Raw genomic sequence first — 24,306 nt, 5'->3', positions numbered from 1 at the left:
TCAGATCCTTTCCTGCGCTAATCCGTGCCGCACCGCCAGTTCCAGAGCCAGGGCGCGATAAGCTTCGCTTCCCTTGGAGGCAGAATCATAAGTCAGCACCGGCATTGCATAAGAAGGCGCCTCGCTGACGCGGACATTCCGCGGCACGATGGTCTTGAAAACCAGATCACCCAGCGTCGCACGGGCATCAGCCTCAACCTGCTGGGAAAGGTTGTTCCGCGCATCGTGCATGGTCAGAACCACCCCTTCGATCCGCAAGGCAGGATTTGCTGCCTCCCGGACCTGGCGGATGGTCAGCATGAGCTGGGACAAGCCCTCCAACGCGAAAAACTCGCTCTGCAAAGGAATAAGCACCGAATGTGCGGCGCAAAGGGCGTTCACGGTCAGCAAGCTCAGCGAGGGTGGGCAGTCCAGCAGGACATAATCCAGCTTCAGATTGTCGATATCGATGGCGCGCAAGGCATCGTGCAACAGAAAACTGCGCTTCTCGTTCGCTACAAGCTCGATATCGGCCGAGGCAAGATCTGCGTTGGCCGGACAAATCAACAGGTTCTCGATGATTGTGGTCTGAACCGCGTCCGAGATCGGCACATCATCCAGCAGCACGTCGTAAGTGGTAACTGCCCGGTCTTGTGCCTCAATCCCGAGGCCGGTGGACGCATTCCCCTGCGGATCAAGATCAACCACCAGCACCCGGGCACCCAGTTCGACCAGCCCGGCCGCCAGATTGATGGCGGTTGTCGTCTTTCCAACGCCACCCTTCTGATTGGTGACCGCCACGATACGGGGAAGCTTCGGTCGGCTGGGATCAGACATGACGGATCTTCGAAAGTTTCAGGATTTCAGAGTTCGCACTTGTGATACTCGGGAAGCGTTCAAGATCAAAGTGCCAATGCTGCATTGCAGCCTCAATCTCCTGCCCGGCGGTCTCGCCCTTCGGAAAAATACATATCCCGTCTGGTGCGAGGAGCGGTGAAGCCATGGTGCAAAGATCCTGCAAAGGCGCCAGCGCGCGCGCAGAAACGACATCAGCGCGAAGTCCCACCGGCAGATTTTCCACGCGACAAGCATAAACCTTTACAGGAAGCGCAAGCTCCATCGCAACCTGCCGCAGAAACGTTGCCTTTCGCTGGTCAGATTCAACCAGAACAAAATTCAACTCCCGCTCCAGATCGCGACTCAGAATCGCCAGAACCAGCCCCGGAAGACCCCCACCAGAGCCGAGATCCACCCAACTTGAAGCCTGGGCAGGCAGCATTCTGAAAAGCTGGGCGGAATCGGCAATATGCCTTGTCCAGATATCCGCAACCGTTCCTTTTGAAACGAGGTTGATCGCCTTGTTCCACTTTTCCAGCAGCTTGACATACCGCGTCAGCGCATCAGATGTTTCACGTGAAACATCTACTCCGATACCATCAGGAAGCGTCACGAGGCAATCCGTTCAGGTTTCTCTTTTGAAATCCGCGCCATGATCAGAACCAAAGCCGCAGGCGTCATCCCTTCGATCCGGCTTGCCTGACCGATATTGGCCGGCTGTATCCGGCTGAGCTTGTCTGCCAGCTCATTCGAAAGCCCTGAAATGGCGCGGTAGTCCAGCGAGGGTGGGATCATATTTCCCTCATCCTGCCGAATTGCCATCACATCCGTCTTCTGCCGATCCGAAAATGCATCGTAGAGCGCATCAATGCGCAGCTGCATCTTGATATCATCCGGCAGGCTGTCAAAATCTTCGGCCAGGCCACGCAGATCATTCGGCCCAACATCAGGGAAAGTCAAAAGCTGCAACGCCGAGCGCCGCCCCCCTTCCAGGCTCACATTGATCCCCATGGCAACGGCCTCTTTCGGTGCCACCTGACACGCAGACAGCGCAGCACGGCCCTGGGCAAGCTGCCTCGACTTCGTTTCAAACAATGCCCAGCGTTCATCGCTGATACAACCGGCCTCGCGGCCCTTCGTTGTCAACCTCTGATCCGCATTATCTGCACGAAGCAACAACCGAAACTCTGCTCGGGAAGTGAACATGCGATATGGCTCGGTGACGCCGAAGGTCAGGAGATCATCGATCATTACGCCGATATAGCTATCGGTGCGCGAGAAGATGATGGCATCGCGCCCCAGCGCCGTCGCCGCAGCGTTCAGGCCTGCAACCAGCCCCTGCGCCGCAGCTTCTTCATATCCCGTCGTGCCATTGATCTGCCCGGCAAAGTAAAGCCCCTGAAGCGCACGCGTTTCCAGCGTCTGCTTCAGGCTGCGAGGATCGAAGAAATCGTATTCGATAGCATAGGCCGGCTGAAGAATACGGGTGTTCTCCAGCCCGCGGATGGACCGCACATAAGCTTCTTGCACTTCAATCGGCAAGGAGCTGGAAATCCCATTCGGATAGACCGTATCGTCATCCAGGCCCTCAGGTTCAAGAAACACCTGATGGCTGGTCTTGTCAGCAAAACGGACAACCTTATCCTCGATCGAGGGGCAGTATCGCGGCCCTACTCCTTCGATATGCCCACCGTACATCGCTGACCGATCCAGATTTTTCCGAATGATGTCATGCGTCTGCTCGTTAGTGTGAGTAATTCCGCAAGAGATCTGTCGGACAAAAGGTTTCCGGTGGGCAAAGGAAAACAGAACCGGATCGGCATCGCCCTCCTGTCTGTCCAGAATCGACCAGTCGATGCTCCGTCCATCCAGTCGCGGTGGAGTTCCGGTTTTCAGCCGACCGCGCGGCAGATCAAACTCTGCAAGGCGATCCGCCAGCAGTATCGAAGGCCTGTCCCCCATCCGGCCAGCACTGCGCTTCACATCACCAATGTGAATCACGCCATTGAGGAAGGTTCCCGCCGTCAGGATCACCTGTCGCGCAAGTATCTCGCTTTGATCTGCGAGCATGACACCATGAACCTTGCCATCCCTGGCAAGGATATCGGCCACTTCTCCCTCAACAATCTCAAGATTTTCATAATTGGAAAGCGCTGCAAACATTTCGGCCCGATAGATCTTGCGATCCGCCTGCGCCCGAGGCCCCTGCACTGCCGGGCCTTTCCGCCTGTTCAGCAGACGAAACTGAATTCCTGCACGGTCGGCAACACGGCCCATCACACCATCCAGCGCGTCGATTTCGCGCACGATATGCCCCTTCCCAAGCCCACCAATGGCCGGGTTACAGGACATGGTGCCGATATCTGCCATTCGCAACGTTACCAATGCCGTGCGCGCACCCATCCGCGCAGCTGCTGCCGCAGCCTCACAGCCAGCATGACCTGCGCCAATGACAATGACATCGAAATGTTTCACGTGGAACACTCCTACTTTCCGATGCAGAAACTCGAGAAAATCTCACCGAGGATATCTTCAACCCCGATCCTGCCAATCAGCATATCCAGCGACCGGCTCGCCGCACGAAGGGATTCGGCAACCAGTTCTACCCGGCTATCATAACTGGACAGCCAGGCAAGTGCGACCTTCAATGACGCGGCCGCATCCATCAAGGCCAGCCTCTGACGTTCACGAATCAGCAGCGGCTCACCATCATAGCGACCGCTCAATTGCTGGCCAATCCGTTCAACCAACCTGTCGAGACCCTGCCCCGTCTTGCCAGAAACAGAAAGAATATTGGCATCTTCCCACAGATCAGCCTTACCGAGGAGGATGATATCCCCCTCCTCCGGTGTCATCGGCAACACATCGGCTCTGTTTTCCAGCAGGAATATCCGCAGATCGGCCTGACCCGCGCGCTCTATGGCACGGGCAATACCGATGCCCTCCACATGATCGTCGGTTTCGCGCAGCCCCGCAGTATCCAGCAAGGTGACCGGAAATCCGGCGATGTCCATTCGGACTTCGATCACATCGCGCGTCGTGCCTGCGACCTCGGAGGTAATCGCAGCCTCCCGCCCCGCCAACGCATTCAGCAGCGTCGACTTGCCTGCATTCGGCGCACCAACGATCGCCACCTCGAAGCCTTGACGCACCCTTTCTGCGACCGCAGATGCCGAAATCTCTTTCTGCATCTCATCCAGGAGGGCGGTCGCGATCTCGCGAACCTCAGGGGTAACGTCGACCGGGACATCCTCATCAACAAAATCAATCGTCGCTTCAATCAGCGCAGCCGCGCGCAGCAGGCGCCCGCGCCACGCCTCCACCCGCTGACCGATATGCCCGGAAAGAACGCGCACAGCCTGACGACGCTGAGCCTCGGTTTCCGCGTCGATCAGATCGGCCAGTGCTTCGACCTGAGCAAGATCCAGTCGCCCGTTCTCTAGGGCCCGGCGCGTAAACTCCCCGGGACCCGCAGGCCGCAAGCCTGGAATCGTTGACATCGCGCGCAGGACGGCACCCGTTACGGCAATCGAACCATGGAGGTGGAACTCTGCAACGGCCTCCCCCGTAAAGCTCCGCTCCGCGCCGAACAGCAGCAGCAGGCCTTCGTCCAAAATCTCGCCATCCAGCTCGATCTTGCGAAGGACGGCCTGACGTTCAGGTGGCAAAGCGCCACGCGTCAGCTTTCGCGCAGCCTCAAAGGCTGCGGGTCCGGACACCCGAATGATCGCCACGCCCGCACGTCCGCGAGCCGAGGCCAAGGCATAAATCGTATCCATCCCGCACCCGTATCACGCCGTGATCAGGTATTCATCGAATCGAAGAATTCGGAATTGCTCTTGGTCTGCTTCAGCTTCCCGATCAGGAACTCGATGGCATCCGTGGTACCCATCGGGTTCAGGATACGGCGCAGCACATAGGTCTTTTGCAGATCCGCCTTCTCGACCAGAAGATCCTCCTTCCGGGTACCGGATTTGAGAATATCCATCGCCGGGAATACCCGCTTGTCCGCGACTTTACGGTCCAGCACGATCTCGCTGTTACCTGTGCCCTTGAATTCTTCAAAGATCACTTCGTCCATCCGGCTGCCCGTGTCGATCAGCGCCGTTGCGATGATGGTCAACGAGCCGCCTTCCTCGATGTTTCGCGCCGCCCCAAAGAACCGCTTCGGCCTCTGCAGAGCATTGGCATCAACACCGCCGGTCAACACCTTGCCGCTCGACGGTACCACGGTGTTGAAAGCCCGGCCCAGACGCGTAATCGAGTCCAGCAGGATAACGACATCACGCTTGTGCTCGACCAGGCGTTTCGCCTTCTCGATCACCATTTCCGCCACCGCAACGTGCCGGGTGGCAGGTTCGTCGAAGGTCGAGGAAACGACCTCGCCCTTGACGCTGCGCTGCATGTCCGTCACTTCTTCAGGACGTTCGTCGATCAGCAGAACGATCAGATAGCATTCCGGGTGGTTAACCTCGATGGAATGCGCAATATTCTGCAAAAGCACGGTTTTACCCGTGCGCGGCGGTGCCACGATCAGCGCCCGCTGGCCCTTCCCGATAGGGGCCACCAGGTCAATGATACGGGCCGAACGGTCCTTGATGGTCGGGTCTTCAATTTCCATCTTCAGCCGCTCATCGGGGTAAAGCGGCGTCAGGTTGTCGAAATGGACCTTGTGCTTGGCCTTCTCGGGATCGTCAAAGTTGATTCGCTCCGCTTTCACGAGGCTGAAATAGCGCTCATTGTCCCGCGGCCCCTGAATGACACCCTCGATGGTGTCCCCGGTGCGCAGGCTGAACTGGCGGATCATCTCGGGGCTGACATAGATGTCATCGGGACCAGGCAGATAGTTGGCTTCGGGGCTGCGCAAAAAGCCAAAGCCATCCTGCAACACTTCCAGAACGCCGTCGCCGCCAATCTCCCAGCCTTCTTCGGCATGCTCTTTCAGGATCGAGAACATCATCTCGCCCTTCCGCATGGAAGGCGCGTTCTCGATCTCCCATTCCTCGGCCATCGCCAGCAGTTCTGCCGGGGTCTTGGCTTTCAGATCGGAAAGGTTCAGCCGTTCAAGGGTCATGGGAAATGGTCCATCCACGAAAGCCCCAATGGGGGCCCGGATCGTTCTGTCATCGGGAAACGCATCAGGCCGGACGGCCCTGCTCAGCGGCCCACATAAGCCTGCGACAGCCCTGAGTCAACAAAATCAGAACTTCACGATGACCGAGGCCACGATCACGATCATCAGAAGCGTCGGAACTTCGTTCATCATCCGGTAGGTCCGCCCGGTCTTTGCATTCATCCCAGCGACGAAATCCTTGCGGCGGGCGGCAAGCCACATGTGAAACCATGTCATGCCAAGCACGCTCGCGGCCTTTGTCCAGGGCCAGATCATCGACCAGTCCACAATGCCGGGCGTGAGTACAAGGGCGAGTCCGAAAAGCCAGGTCGCGATCATCGCAGGATTCATGATCGCCCGCAGCAGACGCCGCTCCATAAGCTGAAAAAGAGCATCGGTTTCCGAACCTTTTGACACTTTTTCAACGTGATAGACGTAGAGCCGAGGCAGGTAGAACAGACCTGCCATCCAGCTGATCACCGAGATCACATGCAGGAACTTCAGCCAAGGATAGGCTCCCGCCAGAAAATCGCCCATGTCTGCCTCCTGCTGTGCTTACCTCTTATTAATAAAAGAAAGAGAAAAAGGAATGATGTGATTGGGGCAGTGGATAACAGGATTTGCGGCGCAACCCCCAGGCTTTTCCACATACGCCCGATGGTGGATAACTTCGCATAACCTATGGAAGAAACCAGAAAATTTGGAACTTTCTCCATTATTTTCAGATAGATGAGCTTTTCTCGCAAACAGCGGTCAGCCATACCGGCATTGTGTGTTACTCCGCTGTCCCAAGCCGCCGGGATGTCCTTCCCACAGGTGGAAAAGATTCCGGCTTTGCTTGACAAACCGGGATTGCCGTCGCCAATCCTTGCCAGACGCCTGAATGACCCCAAGACCGACCTTGGGAACAAACCCAGATTTTCCACAGATACGCCCCCAGATGCCGCGCCAGATCCTGCTTGCCTCCGCTTCCCCAACGCGCCTCGCGCTTCTGCATAACGCAGGGGTCGCGGCGAGTGCGCTGCCCGCCCGCATTGATGAGGAAACCATCCGCGCCGCGCTGGAGGCTGAGGGCGCACATCCGCAGGATATCGCCGATGCTCTCGCCGAGATGAAGGCGCGCAAGATCGCTGAACGGCATCCCGATGCGCTGGTTCTTGGCTGTGATCAGGTGCTGGAGTTTGATCGTCGTGCCTGGGGCAAGCCCGCCTCGCCCGATGAAGCGCGGGTTCAACTGCTTGCGATGCGTGGCAAGACCCATCGGCTGCTGTCAGCCCTGGTTCTTTACGATCAGGCAAAGCCGGTCTGGCGCCATATCGGCCGGGTGGATCTGACCATGCGGGAGTTTTCCGACGCTTGGCTGGATGGCTACATTTCCCGCAACTGGGACAGCCTGCGCCACTCTGCCGGGGGATATAAGCTGGAAGAAGAGGGCGTGCGGCTTTTCACCGACATCCGGGGTGATTACTTTGCAGTTCTGGGGCTGCCGCTTCTGCCGCTGCTGGCCTATCTGGAACTTCGGGGGTTCATCGAGACATGACAGACCATCCGCGCCTTCCGCTGGCCGGCGTGATCGGCTCTCCGATCGCGCACAGCCGTTCGCCCGCGCTGCATGGCTACTGGCTGCGCCGCTATGGCATCAAGGGCCATTATATCCCGATGGACATTGCGCAGGCCGATCTGCCAGAGGCGCTGCGCCTGCTGCCCCGCATGGGCTTTGTCGGGCTGAACGTCACTATTCCGCATAAAGAGACCATTCTCGGCCTTGCCGATATCGTGACAGATCGCGCGGCGTTGATCGGTGCGGCCAATACGCTGATCTTCCGCAAAGATGGTCGGATTCACGCCGACAATACCGATGGCGCGGGGTTCATAGCGAATTTGCGGCAGAACGCTCCGCAGTGGAACCCCGCCGCAGGGCCGGCTGTGGTCTTTGGGGCGGGGGGTGCTGCACGGGCTGTTGTCGCTGCCTTGATCGAAGTTGGCGCGCCCGAAATCCGTATCGCAAACCGTACCCGGCCACGCGCCGAAGTCTTTCGCAGCGATTTCGGGGCGAAGGTGATGGTGCATGACTGGATTCAGGCTGGAAACATGCTCGAAGGTGCGGCGACTGTGGTTAATACCACCTCGCTGGGCATGACAGGCAAGCCGGAGTTTCGGGTGCCGCTTGATGCGATGGAACCGGGCGCCCTTGCGACGGATCTGGTCTATACACCGCTGAAAACCCAGTTCCTGATTGAGGCAGAGGCGGCGGGAGCCACGGTGGTCGACGGTCTTGGCATGTTGCTCCATCAGGCTGCGCCGGGATTCGAACGCTGGTTTGGCCATCGCCCCGAGGTTGATGAAGCGACCAGGCAGGCGGTTCTGTCAGCATGACAGCGTTTCGGCTTGGCCTCACCGGCTCGATTGGGATGGGAAAATCCACGACGGCGGAGTTTTTCCGCAAATCTGGTTTGCCGGTATGGGATGCGGATGCGGCCGTGCATCGCCTTTACGCGCCGGGCGGCGCGGCTGTTGCGCCGATTGCCAGGCTGATCCCGACCGCAGCGTCGGAGCTCGGGGTTTCACGCGACGTGCTGAAACAGGAACTGGCGAAAGACCCTGCCTTTCTTGCCGATATCGAGGCTATTGTTCATCCGCTCGTCGCAGCAGACCGGGACAGGTTCGCGGCAGAAACAGTCACTGATATTGCTGTTTTTGATATTCCTCTTCTTTTTGAGAAGGGGACAGAGGCGGAAATGGATGCCACGCTTCTGGTGACCGCCCCCCCTGCCCTGCAACGCGCGCGCGTACTAGCAAGACCCGGAATGACTGAGGCGCAGTTTGGCCTTATCCTCTCGCGGCAGATGCCCGACCCGCAGAAACGCGCCCGCGCGACACATATCATCGAAACGCTGAGCCTCGCCTCCGTCGAGGCGGCGGTCACGGCGCTGATCGCCTATATTCGGGAGAGCTGCGATGCGTGAGATCGTCCTTGATACCGAAACCACGGGATTCGAACCTTCCGAAGGGCATCGTATTGTCGAGATTGGCGCGGTCGAACTGTTCAATCATCTGCCGACCGGCAGGACGTTTCACGTTTACCTGAACCCCGAACGCCCTATGCCGAAAGAGGCGTTCGAGGTGCACGGGCTGGGGGATGATTTTCTGCGCGACAAGCCCCTGTTCCGGCAGGAAGCGCAGAATTTCCTCGATTTCGTGGGCGAAGCCAAGCTGGTCATCCACAATGCCAGCTTCGACATGAAATTCCTGAACTGGGAGTTGCGGACCCACGGCTTTCCGCAACTGCCGAACAATCAGGCTATCGACACGCTGATGATCGCGCGGTCAAGATTTCCGGGCTCGCCCGCCTCGCTGGATGCTCTGTGCCGTCGGTTCGGTATCGACAATTCGATGCGTGAAAAGCACGGAGCACTTCTCGACAGCGAAATTCTGGCAGAAGTCTATCTTGAACTGATCGGCGGGCGGCAGCCTGACCTTGTTCTGGCCCCGGCCAGCGTCACCCCGCGCAAGGATGCGGTTCAGGAAGATTCGACATGGCGTCCGCGTCCACGTCCGACCCCGCTTGCTCCGCGGATCACTGCGACGGAAGCCGCCGCCCATGAGGCCTTTGTGGCAAAGATGGGCGACGGGGCAATCTGGCTCAAGCGTGGCTGATTACTGAACCGGAACCGCTTCGGCGGATTGTGCCTGGGCGCGGCGCGCCAGTTCCTGACGATACAGCGCCAGATAATCCACGGTGTCGATATTCAGCGGCGGGAAGCCACCATCGCGCGTAATGTCCGAGATGATGCGGCGCACGAAGGGGAACAGAAGGCGCGGGCATTCGATCAGCAGGAACGGATGCAACTGCTCGTCCGGCACGCCCTCGACGTGGAAAATCCCGCCGTAATCCAGCTCCAGCAGGAACAGCGTGTCGCCGTTGGCTTTGTTCTTCGAGGTCACACGGAACTTGTGCATCACCTCGTACTGGTGATCCGCAGGGCGCTTGCGGGCGTCAAGGCTGACCGCCACCTGCACATCGGGCTGCACATCACCGCCCTGAAGGCCCTTCTGCGCGACAACATTTTCAAAGGACATGTCACGGATGAACTGGGCGAGAACGCTCATCCGCACCTGGGAGCCGCCGTTCTGCGCTTCGCCCTGGCCCTGAGTTTCGCCATTGGCTTCGGTCATTGCAAATCTCCTGTTGGTTTGGCCATTCCGGCCACCTTGATCCTGTTCTTCCTAGCATCCGCCGCGCGGCGCCTCAATCCTGCGTCCAGCCCGAACGTCGCGCTGGTGGCGGTCCGGAAGGCGGCTCGTCCAGTTCGACGAAATCCGCGTCAATCACCACGCCGTGCCGGTGCGGATCATTCATGGGCGGGCGGTGCATCTGCACCCGGCGGCCGACCATGGCAATGATCATATGCCGGACCGGAGGCAGCAGCAGCAGCAGCCCCAGCGTATCGCCCAGAAAACCCGGAAGGATCAGAAGGGCCGCAGCCATCATGATCAGGCCACGCTGCGCCATGGGTGATAACGGATCCCCGATCCCGTTCATGGCCTGACGCAGATCAAGTGCCATGCGTTGCCCTTGCAGCCGCAGCAGACCGGAACCCAGAACCGCCGTGCCCAGGATCACCAGCAGCGACAGGCCAAGGCCCAGCCAGCCACCGACCGTGATGAACAGTGCTATTTCAATCAGCGTCAGCACCAGGATCGGGCCAAACAGCCGCATCTTGCAATCTCCCGTCATGAACTTCGTGGTGTGAAGGTAGACTTGTCCACACCCCTTCCCTACATAGGGGCGAAGGGGGCCAGTTACCAACCCCAACCACCAACCGACGTGCCGAGGCCAAATGAACAACGCGCTGATCCAACTTCTTGTCCTTGCCGGGATCGCGGTCTTCCTGATCCTCAAGCTGCGCAGCGTTCTGGGCACGCGCGAAGGCTTTGAAAAGCCGCCCTTGCCGCCCGAGGAAGCTGCGCGGCCAGACCCGGTTCAGCAGCGTAAATTCGATGTGATCGAGGGCGGACCGGATCGCGATATCACTGATCATGTGCCCGAGGGCAGCCCCGCCGCCGTCGCGCTTGCCGCGATGAAACAGGCGGAGCCGTCGTTTTCGGTCAACACGTTTCTTCAGGGTGCCCGCGGCGCCTATGAAATGATCCTGATGGCGTTCGAGCGGGGCGATCTGTCGCAGGTTAAGGCGTTCCTGTCGCCGGACGTCTACGACAGCTTCGCTTCGGCTGTGCGCGTGCGTGAGGAACAGGGTCTGACGGTCGAGGCAAGCTTTGTCGGCCTGCGGGAAATGGGGCTGAACGATGCCACTTTCGATCAGACCACGCGCGAGGGTGAAGTGACGGTGCGCTTTGTCGGAGAGCTTACCTCGGTCGTTCGCAACAAGGCTGGCGAAGTGATCGAAGGCAGTCCGACCGAGGTGAAGCGCCAGCGTGATGTCTGGACCTTCGCGCGCCGTATGGGTGCCGCCGATCCCAACTGGCAGCTTGTCGCGACCGGGGAGTGATGGGTGCCGCTCGCGCCTTTCTGCTCGCGGCAATTCTTGCCGTCGGTGCGGCGATGAGCGCGCAGGCACAGATCCTGTCCTTTCACGATCTCGACGGCTGGGAAGAAGATGATCAGCGCGCGGCGCTGAAGGTCTTTCAGGACAGCTGCGATTTGCTGAAGGAACCCGAATGGGGGCCGATCTGCAAATTCGCGACGCAGGCGGGGGCAAGCCCCGCCTCGGCTCGGCAGTTTTTCGAGCTTTTCTTCCGTCCGCTGGTTATAGGCACACCGCCTGCCCTCTTCACCGGATATTATGAGCCGGAGCTGCACGGATCGCTCACGCGGTCACCAAGATATGCCTGGCCGATCTATGGTCGTCCGCCGGAACTCCGTGACGGCATGCAGTTTCACAGCCGCGCGGCCATCGAAGGCGGTGCACTGCGCGGACGCGGGCTGGAGCTTGCCTGGCTGGAAGATCCGGTTGAGGTGTTTTTCTTGCAGATTCAAGGATCTGGCCGCATCCGTCTGCCTGATGGCCGTGTAATGCGGGTGGGATATGCGGGCAAGAACGGCCACCCCTACCGCTCGGTCGGGCAAGAGATGATCCGTCGTGGCACGCATACGCCTGATCAGGTTTCGGCGCAGGCGATCCGGTCCTGGGTGCGATCTAATCCTGGCACGGGAATGGATCTGCTGGATACCAACCCCTCTTATGTGTTTTTCCGCCGACTGCCCGATCTTGCACCAGAGAAGGGTCCGATCGGCGCGATGGGCCGGTCCATCACGGGGATGCGGTCACTGGCGGTCGACCCCGCGCATAATCCGCTGGGTGCACCGATCTGGATCGAGAAGACGGGCCGCGCGCCGCTGCACCGCCTGATGGTGGCGCAGGATACTGGCGGTGCGATCAAGGGCGCGCAACGTGCCGATATCTTCTACGGGACGGGCGATGCTGCGGGTGATGCGGCGGGGGCGGTCAAGGACGGCGGGCGTATGGTCGTACTTCTGCCCATCGACCTTGCCTATGCGCTTTACCCCGAGGGCTGAGCCATGGCCCGCCGTCGCAGCCTTCGCCCGGACGAGCGCGAGCTCTGGCAGGCCGTGGCCCGCACCGCGCGGCCGATGCATGGTGGCAACCACCTGCCCCCGGCCGATGAAACGCCGGAGGCGCCGCTGCATCGGCCCGAGGTGCAACCCACCCCGCCGGAACCAGGGCTGAATCGCTTTCGCATCGGCGAGCGCAGCAAGACCGAGGCGCGGCACGATCTGCAACCTTCCTTGCCGGATCGTCTTACTGCCCAGCCTGTCCAGATGGATCACAAGCAGCATGGCCGCATGATCCGTGGCAAGCTGGTGCCCGAGGCGCGGATCGACCTGCACGGAATGACCGTCGCTGAAGCCCATCCCGAACTCATCCGTTTTGTGATGAACAGCTGGTCGCAGGGGCTGCGGCTGGTTCTGGTGATCACCGGAAAGGGCAAACCCGGGCCGGATTTCGGCCCCATCCCGCAGCGTTATGGCGTGCTGAAACATCAGGTGCCGCACTGGCTGCGCCTGCCGCCACTCGGTCCCTGCGTCCTGCAAGTGACCGAGGCGCATCTGAAGCATGGCGGAACAGGGGCTTACTACGTCTATCTGCGGCGCGGGCGCTAGTTCGCCAGTTCCTCCGCCACCGCGCCCACGGGCCGGAGCACGATCTGCGTGGCGCTTTGCACCGTCAGCACGACTCCGGGCAGCAGACCCACCTTGCCGCGCTGATCCGATCCGAAAGCCGCGTCCACATCCCCGATCCGGTTCATCAGCTGGATCAGCGCCGGGCTGTCACCGAGGTTGAAGTGCCCCGCCCCTTCGGAAAATGCCACGGTATCAAGGAAGGTGACCTTCAGATCTGCGACGCGCGAAATATCGCGCAGGTTCCCCAGCCGCTCCGGGGCGCCCGTGAGCTTGGCTGAAATATTCAGCAATGTATCGCGGTCGGACCCGAAGATGAGGAAGGGCTGCGGCAATGTCCCGTAGGCACGGGCCTGCGTGCGGAACAGATCCACGTCGATATCGGGCGAGATCAGAATCACGCCAGAAATGCGACGCATCAGATCCTTGTTGTTGCGGATGGCGACCTGACGCAGCGCCTCCATCGTGAGGGCAGAACCCATCGAATGTGCGACAAGCACGATCCGCTCCGCGCCGGCATCGGCGGCGCGGTCCATCAGCTCCTCCAGCCCGTCGCGGGCAAACATCGAGGAATCGCGATCCGCCACATAACCCAGCGGATTTCCGGCGGAAGGCCAGGAATAGTGCAGCGTCACGCCCGGCATGTTCAGGTCATGGCTCAACTGGGCGATCCGATACAGGCCCTCGGCAAAAGTGTTATTGAAACCATGGACATAGATAACCGCATCCCGCTTGCCGCGGGGCAGGCTGCTCAGGGCGGTGGACAGATCCTTCTGGAAGGTCGCCGCATTCGGATGGATGAGCTGTTCCGTCGTCAGGAAGTCCTTGGCCGGATCCGGCTTTCCGCCGCGCCGGGGGAAGGTGATCGACCCGAGCTTGCGTTCCGGCGGTACGGAAATCTCGAACCGGGCGAAATGCTCGGTCTCTGACCGCTGCCTGCCGAAGGTGCCGGTTTCAGGGTCGATCTGTCGTGTTGTCGCGACGAAAATCTCTTCGACGGCGCCAACCTGCGCCGCCGCCGGGTCCAGTGTGATCGCGCCCCGCGGTGAACAGGCGACCAGAAGTGTCAGGGCGATGCCAAGGGCAATACGATGGGCGGTCACGAGAAAACTCCTGCTACGCCCAAGGCATTGCCGATTTGACGCCGCGCGCCAAGAGGGATCAGAGGACGTAACGGCTCAGATCGGCGGATTTCGCCAGCGCCCCCACATTCTGTTCAACAAAGGCACCGTCAACCACAACCGTTTCACCAGCGCGGTCCGGGGCGGTGAAGGACAGTTCTTCGAAAACGCGTTCCAGAATCGTGTAAAGCCGCCGCGCGCCGATATTCTCGACGCTGCGGTTCACGTCGGCCGCAATCCGGGCCAGCGCGGCGATCCCGTCTTCGGTAAAGCTGACCGTCACCTCTTCCGTGGCCATCAGTGCGGCATACTGACGGGTCAGCGCATTGTCCGTCTCGGTCAGGATGCGAACAAAATCGCCCTCGGTCAGCACCTGCAATTCTACCCGGATCGGCAGACGACCCTGCAATTCCGGCAGCAGATCCGAGGGTTTGGCCACATGGAAGGCACCCGAAGCGATGAACAGGATATGGTCGGTTTTTACAGGGCCGTATTTGGTGGAAACCGTCGTGCCCTCGATCAGCGGCAGCAGGTCGCGCTGCACACCTTCCCGGCTGACATCGGCGCCACGGGCATCCGCGCGGGCGCAGATCTTGTCGATCTCATCCAGAAAGACGATGCCGTTTTCCTGCACCGCTTCCAACGCAGCGGCCTTGACCGCCTCGTCATCCAGCAGCTTGTCAGCCTCCTGCCCCAGCAGGATGTCATAGCTGTCCGCCACGGTCATTTTCTTGCGGGTAGTGCGGCCACCGAAGGCTTTGAACAGGTCTTGAAGGCCCTGCATCTGCATTTCCATGCCGTTGCCACCGCCCATCATCATCGGGAAAGGGGCGCTGTCGGCCACATCCAGCTCGATCATGGTCTGATCCAGCTCACCGGACTTGAGCTTCTTGCGGAACATCTCGCGTGTCTGTTCACGGGCGTCCTTGCCGGCGATGGCCTCGATCACCCGATCCTCGGCGGCCTTGAGCGCGCGGGCCTTCACATCCTCGCGCATCCGCTCGCGCGTTTCGATCATCGCCGCATCCACCAGATCGCGGATGATGCTGTCCACATCGCGGCCCACATAGCCCACTTCGGTAAACTTCGTCGCCTCGACCTTGAGGAAGGGCGCGCGGGCCAGCCGGGCCAGACGACGGCTGATCTCGGTCTTGCCGACGCCGGTGGGGCCGATCATCAGGATGTTCTTGGGGTAAACCTCGTCGCGCAGGTCGTCGCCCAACTGTTTGCGCCGCCAGCGGTTGCGTAGCGCAACGGCAACCGCACGCTTGGCATCGGCCTGCCCGATGATGAAACGATCCAGTTCCGAGACGATCTCGCGCGGGGTGAGGTTGGTCATTTCGCGATCCGCTCCACCGTCAGATTTCCATTCGTGTAAACGCAGATGTCCGCTGCGATGGCCATGGCCTTGCGGGCGATGGTTTCGGCGTCGAAATCGGTCTGCATCAGCCCGCGCGCGGCGGCGAGCGCGAAGTTGCCGCCCGATCCGATGGCGGCGATGTCATGCTCCGGCTCCAGCACGTCACCTGCGCCGGTGATGACAAACAGGTCCGCACCGTCCGTCACGATCAGCATGGCCTCCAGATTGCGGAGGTATTTGTCCATCCGCCAGTCTTTCGCCAGATCGACGCAGGCACGCGCCAGCTGACCCGGTGCGGTTTCCAGCTTCTTCTCCAGACGCTCCAGCAGGGTGAAGGCATCGGCGGTCGATCCGGCGAAGCCGCAGACCACATCGCGCCCGCCAGGCGACAGCCTGCGCACCTTGCGGGCCGTGCCCTTGATAACGGTCTGGCCCAGGCTCACCTGTCCGTCGCCCGCCACCACCACCTCGCCGCCGCGCCGGACGGCCAGAATGGTGGTTCCGTGCCAGCCGGGAAACTTGTCGTCTGCCATTGCGCATCCTCCTGCCGGCAATATGGCGCCGGGGCGGGGCGGCCACAACCCCGGTGCCGGTTCTGCAATCTTTACATCCGGGTGATCTGTGCTAGTGGCAGGCAAACGCCCTGCGCGCGGAGATGTATCAGTTGGACGTGGAATACAGGACGCCCGGCAATGGTTTGTGTGCCGTTGTGGTGACCTTCAACCGTTTTGCTCAGATCACCCGGACGGTGGAACGGCTTCTGGCCGGGCCACTGGACCGTTTGATCGTGGTCGACAACGGTTCGACCGATGGCTCGCGCGAATGGCTGGCGGCGCAGCCGGATGCGCGGCTGGATGTTCTGGAAATGGCGGAAAACCTTGGCGGGGCAGGCGGGTTCGAGGCCGGGCTGCGCCATGCGGTTGCCACCTGCGATCCTGACTGGATTGTGGTGATGGACGACGATGCACGGCCAGAGCAAGGCGCACTTACGGCGTTTCTGGAAACGGACAAAAGCGGCTGGGATGCAGTGGCCGCAGCGGTCTATTACCCCGACGGGCGGGTTTGCGGCATGAACCGGCCGGTGCTCAACCCGTTCTGGCACCCTTCGATCTTCCTGCGCACCATGGCGGGCGGGGGACGGGCAGCCTTTCACCTGACGGATGCGGATTATGTAAAAGACGCGCCCACGCCGGTGGATGGCGGGTCTTTCGTCGGTCTCTTTCTGTCGCGCCGGGCCATCGGCCTTGCCGGCTTCCCCGATGGGCGGCTGTTCGTCTATGCCGAGGACGGGCTTTATTCCATGGCGATCAGCCGGGCAGGCGGGCGGATCGGCTTCTTCCCCGGCATCCGGTTCGAGCATGATTGCTCGACCATCGGTGCGAAAGGCCAGTTCACCCCGGTCTGGAAGACCTATTTCTATCACCGCAACCTGCTTTTGCTTTACAAACAGGCGGCGGGCCTGTGGTTCTGGCCCGCGCTGGCGGTGGTGCTGCCGAAGTGGCTGTTGCGGGGCATGGCACAGGGTGAAAACCGCCGCACGTTCCTGCGGCTTCTGGGCTGGGCGGTGCGCGACGGGTTGACCGGCCGCGTCGGCTGGCGCCTTGATGACCTGCTGGCCGAGATGCGGCGGCGGGGCGTCTAAAGCCAGACGCCGCCGTGACAGGTGGCTGTCAGGCTGCCATCCGGCCCAAGCACCACGAGATCCGCCGCTCGCCCCGGAGCGATTGCGCCGTAGCGGTCTTGCAGGCCCAGCAGGCGCGCGGGTTCCGCGCTGGCCATGCGCAAGGCGCGTTCGGGTGGGATCCCAACATCGCGGATGAGAATACGGATCGCCTCGGCCAGTGTGAGGTCGGCCCCGGCGAGCGTGCCATCCTCCAGCGTCAGCCGCCCGTCCCGGCGCAGCACGCGGCGTCCGTTCAGCAGCATTTCAGTGGCGTCTGTGCCCGCGAAGGCCATGCAATCGGTCACGAGGAAAATCCCCTCGCGTCGCGCCGCCAACGCCATGCGCATCACCGCCGGATGGACATGGATCCCATCGGCAATCAGCCCTGCGAAAGCATCACCATCAAGGATCGCCCCGGCCAGACCCGGTGCGCGGTTTCCGATCTGGCTCATGGCGTTGAACAGATGCGTGGCGCAGCCCGCTCCGGCAGCAAAGCCTGCCCGTGCGGTGTCATAGCTGCAATCGCTGTGGCCAAGGCTGACGATCACGCCCGCTTCGGCCAGCGCCGCAATCTGGTCCAGCGTCACGCTTTCGGGGGCCAGCGTCACCATCAGAACGGGCAAGCGCCGCGCGGCCTCGCAGAGGCGCGCGAGGTCTTGCGCCTCCATCGGCCGGATCAGCGCGGGGTCATGCGCGCCCTTGCGGCGCGGGTCCAGGTGCGGGCCTTCCAGGTGCAGGCCCAGAAAGCCGGGCATCCGGGCCTCCGCTGCGGCAATGCCTGCCCCAATCACGCGGGCGGTGGTTTCGGCGGTATCGGTGATCAGCGTGGGCAATACCCCTGCGGCCCCCAACCGCAGATGCGCCGCGCAAACCTGACGCAGCCCCTCGACCGTGGTTTCCGAGCCCACCAGATGCCCGCCGCCACCGTTGACCTGAAGGTCCAGAAACGCGGGTGCGATGGTTCCCTCGACCGGGCGGGCATCAGCGGGCGCCGTGTCTGCCGGGATCAGCGCGGCGATCCGGTCGCCTTCGATCACCAGCGCTGCATTTTCCCGAAAGCTTTGTCCGTCAAAAATCCGGGCCCCCGTCAGAACCTGTCGCATCAGACTGTCTCCGTCACCTTGCGGAGATGCGGCGGGGTGTCGGGGTCAAAGCCGCGACGGCGGGCCAGCCCCTCGACGAAGGCATAGAACCCCGCGATCAGTACCAGAGGTGCCACCAGCGGATGCAGCCCGTCGACCGATGGCAGCGTGGTCGCGCCCTCGACCTCGGCGCCGGTCACGAAAACATCGGCGCCCTGCGCTGTCAGCCGTGCGGCGGTCGCCGTCAGTTGCGGCAGAGCGGCATCCTCGACCCCCAGCGCCACAACCGGAAACTGGGCCTGCACGATGGCGGCGGGGCCATGCAACACCTCTGCCGCGCTATAGGCTTCGGCATGGATGCCCGAGGTTTCCTTGAACTTCAGCGCTGCCTCGCTGGCCACGGCGAACCCCGGCCCCCGGCCCAGCACGAAGGCCGAGTTCGCCCGTGCCAACCGCGCCGACAGCGGTGACCAGTCCAGCGTCACGGCGCGGGACAGCGCCTCTGGCAGCCCGGCGACCGCTGCGCGCAGCGCCTCATCCTCGCGCCATTCCGCCAGCAGGGCGAGCCCGGCCAGCACGCTGGTGACGAAAGTCTTGGTGGCGGCCACACTTTTCTCTTCGCCCGCCTGCAAGGGCAGGCAATGGGCCGAGGCCTGCGCCATCGGACTGTCGGCATAATTGGTGATGGCGATGGACAGTGCTCCGCCTTCGCCCGCCGCGCGCATCATTTCCACGATGTCCGGGCTGCGGCCAGACTGTGAAATCCCGATACAGGCCGCCTGCCGCAGCTTCAGCGGGCGCTTGTAGATCGAGGCGACCGACGGCCCGACCGAGGCGACGGGAATGCCCGCCTCCAGCTCGATCGCATATTTCAGGTAGGTTGCCGCATGATCGGACGAGCCCCGTGCGACGGTGGCGATCAGGCCGGGGTCAGTGCGGCGCAGTGCCGCCGCCGCCGCGACCACGGCAATGCGCGACCGTTCCAGAAACCGGGCCGCCGCTTCGGGGATTTCGGCCACTTCGCGGGCCATGTGGCTGTCGGTCATTCGGCTTTCCTTTCGCCCTCGGGGGCAAGTTTCAGTTCCACGGCGAAGTCATAGGCATCGCCGCGATAAAGAGAGCGGGTGAATTCCACCACCTTGCCACCGGGCAAGTAGGAAATCCGCTCGATCCGCAGCCCGGCGACCCCGGCGGGCACGTCCAGAAGTTCGGCGTCACGGGGTGTCACGTTGACAGCGGAAATGCGTTGCACGGCACGCACCGGGCGCAGGCCGCGTGCCTGCAATTCGGCATAAAGTGAGGTCGTCACCCGCTCCGGTTCGGGCAGGATCGCCTGCGGCAGCGAGGCGCGCTCGATGGCCAGCGGCAGGCCGTCACTGGTGCGCACCCGTTCCAGCCGGGCCACACGCTCATCAGCGGCAAGGCCCAGTGCCATCACTTCCTCGGGCGAGGGGCTGTGGAGGGCACGGGACAGCCAGCGGGATTCCGAGTTCAGCCCGCGCCGCCGCATATCCTCGGTGAACGAGGTCAGTAGTGACAGCGCCTGTTCCAGTTTCTCGACCTTTGGCGCGACGAAAGTGCCGGAGCCGCGCCGCTGCACCAGCTGGCCAGAGGCGACCAGCGCCTCCACCCCTTTACGGACAGTGACCCGCGAGAGGCCGGTCATCGCCGCCATCTCGCGTTCGGCCGGCAGGCTGTCACCGGGTTTCAGGCGGCCCGAGGCGATGGCCTCCGCAATCCGGCGGTGCAATTGCACATACAGCGGCCCGGCGCCGGTATCGTCAAACCCCTCGGGAGAAAACAGGTGATCCATCACGCCTCCTCCAGCGCCAGTCGCACCGCCCCGTCCAGACCCGAGCCGAGTGGTGCGCGGATTTCCCACAGTTCGCCGAGGTGTCTGGAATAAGACGGTCCGAGGCCACCCAGAAATACAAGCGGCAGCCTGTCCCCCGCCTGAAGCGTTTCAACGATGCCGCGCACTTCTTTCACCGCGTCTTCGAAAATGCGCCGGGCTGCCGGATCGTCGCTTTGCACGATGCGGGGGGCGAGGGCGGCAAATTCTGCGGGTCTGGCGCGAAAGCCGAAAGTTATGATTCCCTCGATCCCGCCAAATTCGCCGAGGACTTCGGCCAGAAGTGGTGTCATCGGGGCAAAGCCGTCATCGGCGCGCAGGGCTTCGGCCAGCAGGGTGCGACCCAGAACGGCGCCGCTGCCCTGATCGCCCAGAACAAAACCCCGTCCGCCAAACTGCCGCATAACGCCCGCACGCTGGACGGCAAAAACCGATCCGGTGCCCATGGCCGCGACGATCCCATCCGCCCCACCCAAAGCGCCGCGGGCTGCGGTCACGGCATCTGTGACGATGCGGGTGCGGGCGAAGGGCAGCATCTGGTGCAGGTGATCCACTGCCGCGCTGATATTCGCGCCCGCCAGCCCCAGCACGGCCACAAGATCGGTTTCCGCAATGGTGTGGCCGGACAGGGCCTGTCTGGTGGCCGTCATGATATTGGCAAAGGTCCCGGTGACGTCGGTGTTCACATTCGCAGGCCCGGCCGCGCCCAGCCCCAGAATGGTGCCCGCGCTATCGGCTACAGCCGCGCGACATCCGGTGCCGCCACCATCGATTCCCAGAAAGACGACCATGCTGCTCCTCACGCTACATATAAAATACCAAAACAATACCAAATGAAAAGGGGAAAGTTCACATCTCTGAAAAACAAGGGATTTCTGTAAGATTGAAGATTGTTCTTTACAATTGGTATTGGTTTGGCATTATCCAGAGGCAAGGGGGAATCACATGGCAATACGCAGCACCGAAGCACGTCATACACAATCCGAAGGGCTGCACGCGCGCCCGGCGGATGAGGTGCTTGCCCTGCTTCTGGATGCGCAGGTCGCGGCACTTGCGGCGGTGCGTCCGGCGCTTGCCGCGCTGGAACGTGTGGCTGACGCCGGGGCTGAATCGCTGCGTCGGGGCGGGCGCCTGGGCTATGGCGGGGCGGGCAGCTCCGGGTTGATGGCGCTTGCGGATTGCCTGGAGCTTGCGGGAACATTCGGCCTGTCGCCGGATCGCACGCCGATGATGTTTGCCGGGGGGGCCGCTGCGCTGCTGCATATGACGGGCGCGGTCGAGGATGATCCGGCACTTGCATTGGCGGATCTTGAGGCCTCGCGCCTTGGCGCGGGCGATGTGCTGCTGGTCCTGTCGGCGTCGGGCACGACGCCCTACGCGCTGACGCTGGCCGAGGCCGCGCAGGCGCGCGGGGTGACGGTGGCGGGCTTTGCCAATGTCGCAGGTTCTGCGCTGCTGGCGCGGGCGGATCTGCCGGTCCTGCTGGAAACCGGGGCCGAGGTTGTTTCCGGTTCCACCCGGATGGGGGCAGGAACGGCGCAGAAAGCGGCGCTGAACATGGTGTCGGTGCTGATCGGGCTGCGCCTTGGCCATGTGCACGACGGCTATATGGTCAATGTGATCGCCGACAATGCCAAGCTGCTCGACCGTGCGGCGCGCATCGTCGCGGCGGTCGCACGGGTCAGCCGGGCAGAGGCTGACGCCGCATTGTCACAGACTGAAGGCGCGGTGAAGCCCGCGATCCTGGTTGCGCAGGGCCTGTCGCCCGCAGAGGCGCGGGTCGCGCTGGATCGCAGCGGCGGGCATCTGGCCGAACTACTTGAACGATAACAGCCACAGGGCCGGAACAAGGCCCGCATCAGGGAGATGACGATGAAAAGAACCATGCGTTTCGCGCTGCTGGCGAGCACCATGCTCGCAGGGGCGGCACAGGCCGAGGATGTCACGCTGACCATCGAAAGCTGGCGCAACGATGACCTGTCGATCTGGCAGGATACCATCATTCCGGCTTTCGAGGCGGCCAATCCGGGTATCAAGGTGGTCTTTGCCCCTTCCGCCCCAGCGGAATACAATGCTGTCCTGAACTCGAAGCTGGATGCCGGTTCGGCGGGCGACCTGATCACCTGCCGCCCATTCGACGCCTCGCTGGAGCTTTACAACAAGGGTCAGCTTGCCGACCTTTCGGGTCTCGCCTCGATGGCGAATTTCTCGGATGTGGCGAAATCGGCCTGGCAGACGGATGACGGCGCGGCCACGTTCTGTGTGCCGATGGCATCGGTGATCCACGGCTTCATCTACAATGCCGATGCTTTCGCCGAACTGGGTATCGAAGTGCCCAAGACCGAGGCCGAGTTCTTTGCCGCGCTCGACAAGATCAAGGCAGATGGCACCTATATCCCGATGGCGATGGGCACCAATGACCAGTGGGAAGCTGCGACCATGGGCTATCAGAACATCGGTCCGAACTACTGGAAGGGCGAGGAAGGCCGCAAGGCGCTGATCGCAGGCACCCAGAAGCTGACGGATGAGGCCTGGGTCGCACCCTATCGCCAGCTGGCGAAATGGAAGGACTATCTGGGTGACGGGTTCGAGGCGCAGACCTATCCGGACAGCCAGAACCTGTTCACGCTGGGCCGCGCGGCGATTTACCCGGCCGGGTCGTGGGAAATCTCGGGCTTCAACGCGCAGGCCGGATTCAAGATGGGCGCCTTTGCCCCGCCGGTGCCGGCTGCCGGGGCTGATTGCTACATCTCGGATCACACCGACATCGGGCTGGGTATGAATGCGAAGACGGCCCATCCTGACGCCGCGAAAGTGTTCCTTGACTGGGTAGGCTCGCCCGAATTTGCGAAACTCTACGCAAATGCCCTGCCTGGCTTCTTCTCGCTGAATTCCACTCCGGTGGAGATGGAAGATCCGCTGGCCAAGGAGTTCGTGGGCTGGCGCGAGACCTGCAAGCCGACGATCCGGTCCACCTACCAGATCCTGTCGCGCGGCACGCCGAACCTTGAGAACGAGACCTGGAATGCCAGCGCCAATGTGATCAAGGGCACCGAGACCCCGGAAGATGCCGCCAAGCGGCTTCAGGACGGGCTTGCCAGCTGGTACGAGCCGCAAAAGGCCAAGTAAGGCTGTTCTTGCGGAGAGGCCGGGGGGCTGTCTGCCCCCCCGGACCCCCGAGAGTATTTTTCAAGAAGCAAAGGGGACGGTCATGGCGCAGCGGAAGCCTGTTCGCTGGCATATCGTGGTATTTCTGGCACCTGCGGTGTTGGTTTATACAGCGCTGATGATCGTGCCGCTGTTCGGCACGCTGAACCTGTCGCTGTTCAATCTGGACGAAACCAAGACGCGGCTTTTCGTGGGGCTGGCGAATTTCGCGACATTGTTCGGTGATCCGCGTTGGTCAGGGGCGTTCTGGAACGCGCTGGCGAACAACGCCTGGTTCTTCCTGGTGCATATGCTGGTGCAGAACCCGGTGGGGATCTTGCTGGCGGCGCTGTTGTCTTCGCCCCGGTTGCGGTTCTCGGCCTTCTATCGCACGGCGATCTTCATTCCGACGATCCTGAGCTTTGTCATCGTGGGCTTCGTGTGGAAACTGATCCTTTCGCCGATCTGGGGGATTGCGCCGGGGATGCTGGATGCGGTGGGGCTGAAGAGCCTGTTCGCGCCCTGGCTGGGGAAAGAGGAATATGCGCTGACGACGCTGGCCCTGATTTCGGTCTGGCAGTTCGTGGGCATTCCGATGATGCTCATCTATGCTGCGCTGCTGTCGATCCCGGATGAGGTGATCGAGGCGGCAGAGATGGACGGGGTGACCGGCTGGTCGCAGTTCTGGAAGATCAAGCTGCCACTGATCCTGCCGTCGATCGGGATCATCTCGATCCTGACCTTTGTCGGCAACTTCAATGCATTTGACCTGATCTATGTGGCGCAGGGCGCGCTGGCCGGGCCGAATTTTGCGACCGACATCCTGGGGACGTTCCTCTATCGCACTTTCTTTGGCTTCCAGTTGCAACTGGGCGACCCGCATATGGGGGCGACGATTGCGACGGCGATGTTCGGGATCATCCTTGTCGGCGTCTGTTTCTACCTGTTCGCCATCCAGACGCGGCTGCGCCGCTATCAGTTCTGAGGGGG

The 24,306-nt window shown here is 61.9% G+C and carries 26 protein-coding genes; 11 read left to right on the top strand and 15 right to left on the bottom strand.

The features are described from left to right. The 6 genes from C8N34_RS20815 to C8N34_RS20790 form a co-directional block, all read right to left on the bottom strand. A complete protein-coding gene (locus tag C8N34_RS20815) occupies positions 1 to 816 on the bottom strand; it encodes a ParA family protein (RefSeq protein WP_054304184.1) in 816 nt (271 codons plus the stop codon). Then, on the bottom strand, positions 809 to 1,429 hold the full coding sequence (rsmG, locus tag C8N34_RS20810; RefSeq protein WP_242013867.1) for a 16S rRNA (guanine(527)-N(7))-methyltransferase RsmG: 621 nt from the start codon (positions 1,427 to 1,429) through the stop codon (positions 809 to 811). The genes C8N34_RS20815 and rsmG overlap by 8 nt, the downstream gene beginning before the upstream one ends. Next, complete coding sequence (gene mnmG, locus C8N34_RS20805) at positions 1,426 to 3,291, bottom strand: tRNA uridine-5-carboxymethylaminomethyl(34) synthesis enzyme MnmG (RefSeq protein WP_108130387.1); 1,866 nt, start codon at positions 3,289 to 3,291, stop codon at positions 1,426 to 1,428. Before mnmG ends, rsmG begins: the two co-directional genes overlap by 4 nt. A gap of 11 nt (positions 3,292 to 3,302) precedes the next feature. Beyond that, entirely contained in the window at positions 3,303 to 4,595 is a 1,293-nt protein-coding gene (gene mnmE / locus C8N34_RS20800) for a tRNA uridine-5-carboxymethylaminomethyl(34) synthesis GTPase MnmE (RefSeq protein ID WP_054304186.1), read from the bottom strand. Between the two features lie 23 nt (positions 4,596 to 4,618). After that, complete coding sequence (rho, locus tag C8N34_RS20795; protein WP_108130353.1) at positions 4,619 to 5,890, bottom strand: transcription termination factor Rho; 1,272 nt, start codon at positions 5,888 to 5,890, stop codon at positions 4,619 to 4,621. Between the two features lie 126 nt (positions 5,891 to 6,016). Further along, positions 6,017 to 6,466, bottom strand: coding sequence for a CopD family protein (locus C8N34_RS20790; RefSeq protein WP_054304188.1), 450 nt, complete (start codon positions 6,464 to 6,466; stop codon positions 6,017 to 6,019). Positions 6,467 to 6,869: 403 nt separating this feature from the next. Here C8N34_RS20790 and C8N34_RS20785 point away from each other — a divergent pair, with 403 nt between their 5' ends. From C8N34_RS20785 to dnaQ, 4 genes are read left to right on the top strand one after another with little or no spacing between them, the layout of a single operon-like run. Then, on the top strand, positions 6,870 to 7,469 hold the full coding sequence (locus tag C8N34_RS20785) for a Maf family protein (protein ID WP_108130352.1): 600 nt from the start codon (positions 6,870 to 6,872) through the stop codon (positions 7,467 to 7,469). Next, positions 7,466 to 8,305 carry a shikimate dehydrogenase gene (locus tag C8N34_RS20780; RefSeq protein WP_108130351.1) on the top strand — a complete coding sequence of 280 codons (840 nt, stop codon included), beginning with the start codon at positions 7,466 to 7,468 and terminating at the stop codon, positions 8,303 to 8,305. Before C8N34_RS20785 ends, C8N34_RS20780 begins: the two co-directional genes overlap by 4 nt. Then, complete coding sequence (gene coaE, locus C8N34_RS20775; protein WP_108130350.1) at positions 8,302 to 8,895, top strand: dephospho-CoA kinase; 594 nt, start codon at positions 8,302 to 8,304, stop codon at positions 8,893 to 8,895. Before C8N34_RS20780 ends, coaE begins: the two co-directional genes overlap by 4 nt. Next, on the top strand, positions 8,888 to 9,586 hold the full coding sequence (gene dnaQ / locus C8N34_RS20770; protein WP_054304192.1) for a DNA polymerase III subunit epsilon: 699 nt from the start codon (positions 8,888 to 8,890) through the stop codon (positions 9,584 to 9,586). Before coaE ends, dnaQ begins: the two co-directional genes overlap by 8 nt. Here dnaQ and secB read toward each other — a convergent pair whose 3' ends face one another. Further along, entirely contained in the window at positions 9,587 to 10,105 is a 519-nt protein-coding gene (secB, locus tag C8N34_RS20765) for a protein-export chaperone SecB (protein ID WP_054304193.1), read from the bottom strand. Between the two features lie 73 nt (positions 10,106 to 10,178). Next, positions 10,179 to 10,649 (bottom strand): FxsA family protein, encoded by a 471-nt coding sequence (locus C8N34_RS20760; RefSeq protein WP_108130349.1) that lies wholly within the window; start codon positions 10,647 to 10,649, stop codon positions 10,179 to 10,181. Between the two features lie 121 nt (positions 10,650 to 10,770). Here C8N34_RS20760 and C8N34_RS20755 point away from each other — a divergent pair, with 121 nt between their 5' ends. The 3 genes from C8N34_RS20755 to C8N34_RS20745 are packed head-to-tail and all read left to right on the top strand — an operon-like array spanning position 10,771 to position 13,073. Further along, positions 10,771 to 11,439, top strand: a complete 669-nt coding sequence (locus C8N34_RS20755; RefSeq protein ID WP_108130348.1) for a Tim44/TimA family putative adaptor protein — start codon at positions 10,771 to 10,773, stop codon at positions 11,437 to 11,439. Next, on the top strand, positions 11,439 to 12,467 hold the full coding sequence (mltA, locus tag C8N34_RS20750) for a murein transglycosylase A (RefSeq protein ID WP_108130347.1): 1,029 nt from the start codon (positions 11,439 to 11,441) through the stop codon (positions 12,465 to 12,467). The genes C8N34_RS20755 and mltA overlap by 1 nt, the downstream gene beginning before the upstream one ends. Before the next feature lie 3 nt (positions 12,468 to 12,470). Continuing rightward, positions 12,471 to 13,073, top strand: coding sequence for a Smr/MutS family protein (locus C8N34_RS20745; RefSeq protein WP_108130346.1), 603 nt, complete (start codon positions 12,471 to 12,473; stop codon positions 13,071 to 13,073). Here the strand turns inward: C8N34_RS20745 and C8N34_RS20740 are convergent. The 3 genes from C8N34_RS20740 to hslV are packed head-to-tail and all read right to left on the bottom strand — an operon-like array spanning position 13,070 to position 16,105. Continuing rightward, on the bottom strand, positions 13,070 to 14,194 hold the full coding sequence (locus C8N34_RS20740; protein WP_108130345.1) for an alpha/beta hydrolase: 1,125 nt from the start codon (positions 14,192 to 14,194) through the stop codon (positions 13,070 to 13,072). The two genes, C8N34_RS20745 and C8N34_RS20740, sit on opposite strands and share 4 nt — an antisense overlap. A gap of 58 nt (positions 14,195 to 14,252) precedes the next feature. After that, positions 14,253 to 15,551 carry an ATP-dependent protease ATPase subunit HslU gene (gene hslU / locus C8N34_RS20735; protein ID WP_108130344.1) on the bottom strand — a complete coding sequence of 433 codons (1,299 nt, stop codon included), beginning with the start codon at positions 15,549 to 15,551 and terminating at the stop codon, positions 14,253 to 14,255. Further along, positions 15,548 to 16,105, bottom strand: coding sequence for an ATP-dependent protease subunit HslV (gene hslV / locus C8N34_RS20730; protein WP_054304200.1), 558 nt, complete (start codon positions 16,103 to 16,105; stop codon positions 15,548 to 15,550). Before hslV ends, hslU begins: the two co-directional genes overlap by 4 nt. Positions 16,106 to 16,227: 122 nt before the next feature. On the opposite strand from hslV, the gene C8N34_RS20725 reads away from it, so the two are divergent. Then, a complete protein-coding gene (locus C8N34_RS20725; RefSeq protein WP_108130343.1) occupies positions 16,228 to 17,214 on the top strand; it encodes a glycosyltransferase in 987 nt (328 codons plus the stop codon). On the opposite strand, the gene nagA is transcribed toward C8N34_RS20725, so the two are convergent. The 4 genes from nagA to C8N34_RS20705 are packed head-to-tail and all read right to left on the bottom strand — an operon-like array spanning position 17,211 to position 20,960. Continuing rightward, on the bottom strand, positions 17,211 to 18,338 hold the full coding sequence (gene nagA / locus C8N34_RS20720) for an N-acetylglucosamine-6-phosphate deacetylase (RefSeq protein WP_108130342.1): 1,128 nt from the start codon (positions 18,336 to 18,338) through the stop codon (positions 17,211 to 17,213). The two genes, C8N34_RS20725 and nagA, sit on opposite strands and share 4 nt — an antisense overlap. Then, on the bottom strand, positions 18,338 to 19,363 hold the full coding sequence (locus C8N34_RS20715; protein WP_108130341.1) for an SIS domain-containing protein: 1,026 nt from the start codon (positions 19,361 to 19,363) through the stop codon (positions 18,338 to 18,340). The genes nagA and C8N34_RS20715 overlap by 1 nt, the downstream gene beginning before the upstream one ends. Further along, entirely contained in the window at positions 19,360 to 20,130 is a 771-nt protein-coding gene (locus C8N34_RS20710; protein ID WP_108130340.1) for a GntR family transcriptional regulator, read from the bottom strand. The genes C8N34_RS20715 and C8N34_RS20710 overlap by 4 nt, the downstream gene beginning before the upstream one ends. After that, the gene (locus C8N34_RS20705; RefSeq protein WP_108130339.1) at positions 20,130 to 20,960 is read right to left on the bottom strand and encodes a glucosamine kinase nucleotide-binding domain-containing protein; all 831 of its coding nucleotides are present in this window, start codon (positions 20,958 to 20,960) and stop codon (positions 20,130 to 20,132) included. Before C8N34_RS20705 ends, C8N34_RS20710 begins: the two co-directional genes overlap by 1 nt. Positions 20,961 to 21,114: 154 nt before the next feature. Between C8N34_RS20705 and C8N34_RS20700 the strand changes: the two genes are divergently transcribed. From C8N34_RS20700 to C8N34_RS20690, 3 genes are all read left to right on the top strand, one after another. Beyond that, positions 21,115 to 21,999: an N-acetylmuramic acid 6-phosphate etherase gene (locus tag C8N34_RS20700; protein WP_108130338.1), complete on the top strand. Its 885-nt coding sequence runs from the start codon at positions 21,115 to 21,117 to the stop codon at positions 21,997 to 21,999. A 42-nt stretch (positions 22,000 to 22,041) separates the two neighbouring features. After that, positions 22,042 to 23,298, top strand: a complete 1,257-nt coding sequence (locus C8N34_RS20695; RefSeq protein ID WP_199750736.1) for an ABC transporter substrate-binding protein — start codon at positions 22,042 to 22,044, stop codon at positions 23,296 to 23,298. An 82-nt stretch (positions 23,299 to 23,380) separates the two neighbouring features. After that, complete coding sequence (locus tag C8N34_RS20690; protein ID WP_054304208.1) at positions 23,381 to 24,301, top strand: carbohydrate ABC transporter permease; 921 nt, start codon at positions 23,381 to 23,383, stop codon at positions 24,299 to 24,301. The last annotated feature ends 5 nt before the right edge of the window (positions 24,302 to 24,306 follow it).

The sequence above is a fragment of the Gemmobacter caeni genome (genome assembly GCF_003054195.1).
GTDB classification, from domain to species: Bacteria; Pseudomonadota; Alphaproteobacteria; order Rhodobacterales; family Rhodobacteraceae; genus Gemmobacter; species Gemmobacter caeni.
The sequence above is the reverse complement of the archived record's forward strand: the minus strand, read 5'-3'. Positions and strand labels throughout refer to the sequence as shown.

Excerpts from the sequence above, each read along its gene's own strand:
- C8N34_RS20815 (WP_054304184.1), bottom strand. The coding sequence starts at position 816 with ATGTCTGATCCCAGCCGACCGAAGCTTCCCCGTATCGTGGCGGTCACC.
- mnmE (WP_054304186.1), bottom strand. The coding sequence starts at position 4,595 with ATGGATACGATTTATGCCTTGGCCTCGGCTCGCGGACGTGCGGGCGTG.
- rho (WP_108130353.1), bottom strand. The coding sequence starts at position 5,890 with ATGACCCTTGAACGGCTGAACCTTTCCGATCTGAAAGCCAAGACCCCG.
- C8N34_RS20790 (WP_054304188.1), bottom strand. The coding sequence starts at position 6,466 with ATGGGCGATTTTCTGGCGGGAGCCTATCCTTGGCTGAAGTTCCTGCAT.
- C8N34_RS20785 (WP_108130352.1), top strand. The coding sequence starts at position 6,870 with ATGCCGCGCCAGATCCTGCTTGCCTCCGCTTCCCCAACGCGCCTCGCG.
- C8N34_RS20780 (WP_108130351.1), top strand. The coding sequence starts at position 7,466 with ATGACAGACCATCCGCGCCTTCCGCTGGCCGGCGTGATCGGCTCTCCG.
- coaE (WP_108130350.1), top strand. The coding sequence starts at position 8,302 with ATGACAGCGTTTCGGCTTGGCCTCACCGGCTCGATTGGGATGGGAAAA.
- dnaQ (WP_054304192.1), top strand. The coding sequence starts at position 8,888 with ATGCGTGAGATCGTCCTTGATACCGAAACCACGGGATTCGAACCTTCC.
- secB (WP_054304193.1), bottom strand. The coding sequence starts at position 10,105 with ATGACCGAAGCCAATGGCGAAACTCAGGGCCAGGGCGAAGCGCAGAAC.
- C8N34_RS20760 (WP_108130349.1), bottom strand. The coding sequence starts at position 10,649 with ATGCGGCTGTTTGGCCCGATCCTGGTGCTGACGCTGATTGAAATAGCA.
- C8N34_RS20755 (WP_108130348.1), top strand. The coding sequence starts at position 10,771 with ATGAACAACGCGCTGATCCAACTTCTTGTCCTTGCCGGGATCGCGGTC.
- mltA (WP_108130347.1), top strand. The coding sequence starts at position 11,439 with ATGGGTGCCGCTCGCGCCTTTCTGCTCGCGGCAATTCTTGCCGTCGGT.
- C8N34_RS20745 (WP_108130346.1), top strand. The coding sequence starts at position 12,471 with ATGGCCCGCCGTCGCAGCCTTCGCCCGGACGAGCGCGAGCTCTGGCAG.
- hslU (WP_108130344.1), bottom strand. The coding sequence starts at position 15,551 with ATGACCAACCTCACCCCGCGCGAGATCGTCTCGGAACTGGATCGTTTC.
- hslV (WP_054304200.1), bottom strand. The coding sequence starts at position 16,105 with ATGGCAGACGACAAGTTTCCCGGCTGGCACGGAACCACCATTCTGGCC.
- C8N34_RS20725 (WP_108130343.1), top strand. The coding sequence starts at position 16,228 with ATGTATCAGTTGGACGTGGAATACAGGACGCCCGGCAATGGTTTGTGT.
- nagA (WP_108130342.1), bottom strand. The coding sequence starts at position 18,338 with ATGCGACAGGTTCTGACGGGGGCCCGGATTTTTGACGGACAAAGCTTT.
- C8N34_RS20715 (WP_108130341.1), bottom strand. The coding sequence starts at position 19,363 with ATGACCGACAGCCACATGGCCCGCGAAGTGGCCGAAATCCCCGAAGCG.
- C8N34_RS20710 (WP_108130340.1), bottom strand. The coding sequence starts at position 20,130 with ATGGATCACCTGTTTTCTCCCGAGGGGTTTGACGATACCGGCGCCGGG.
- C8N34_RS20705 (WP_108130339.1), bottom strand. The coding sequence starts at position 20,960 with ATGGTCGTCTTTCTGGGAATCGATGGTGGCGGCACCGGATGTCGCGCG.
- C8N34_RS20700 (WP_108130338.1), top strand. The coding sequence starts at position 21,115 with ATGGCAATACGCAGCACCGAAGCACGTCATACACAATCCGAAGGGCTG.
- C8N34_RS20695 (WP_199750736.1), top strand. The coding sequence starts at position 22,042 with ATGAAAAGAACCATGCGTTTCGCGCTGCTGGCGAGCACCATGCTCGCA.
- C8N34_RS20690 (WP_054304208.1), top strand. The coding sequence starts at position 23,381 with ATGGCGCAGCGGAAGCCTGTTCGCTGGCATATCGTGGTATTTCTGGCA.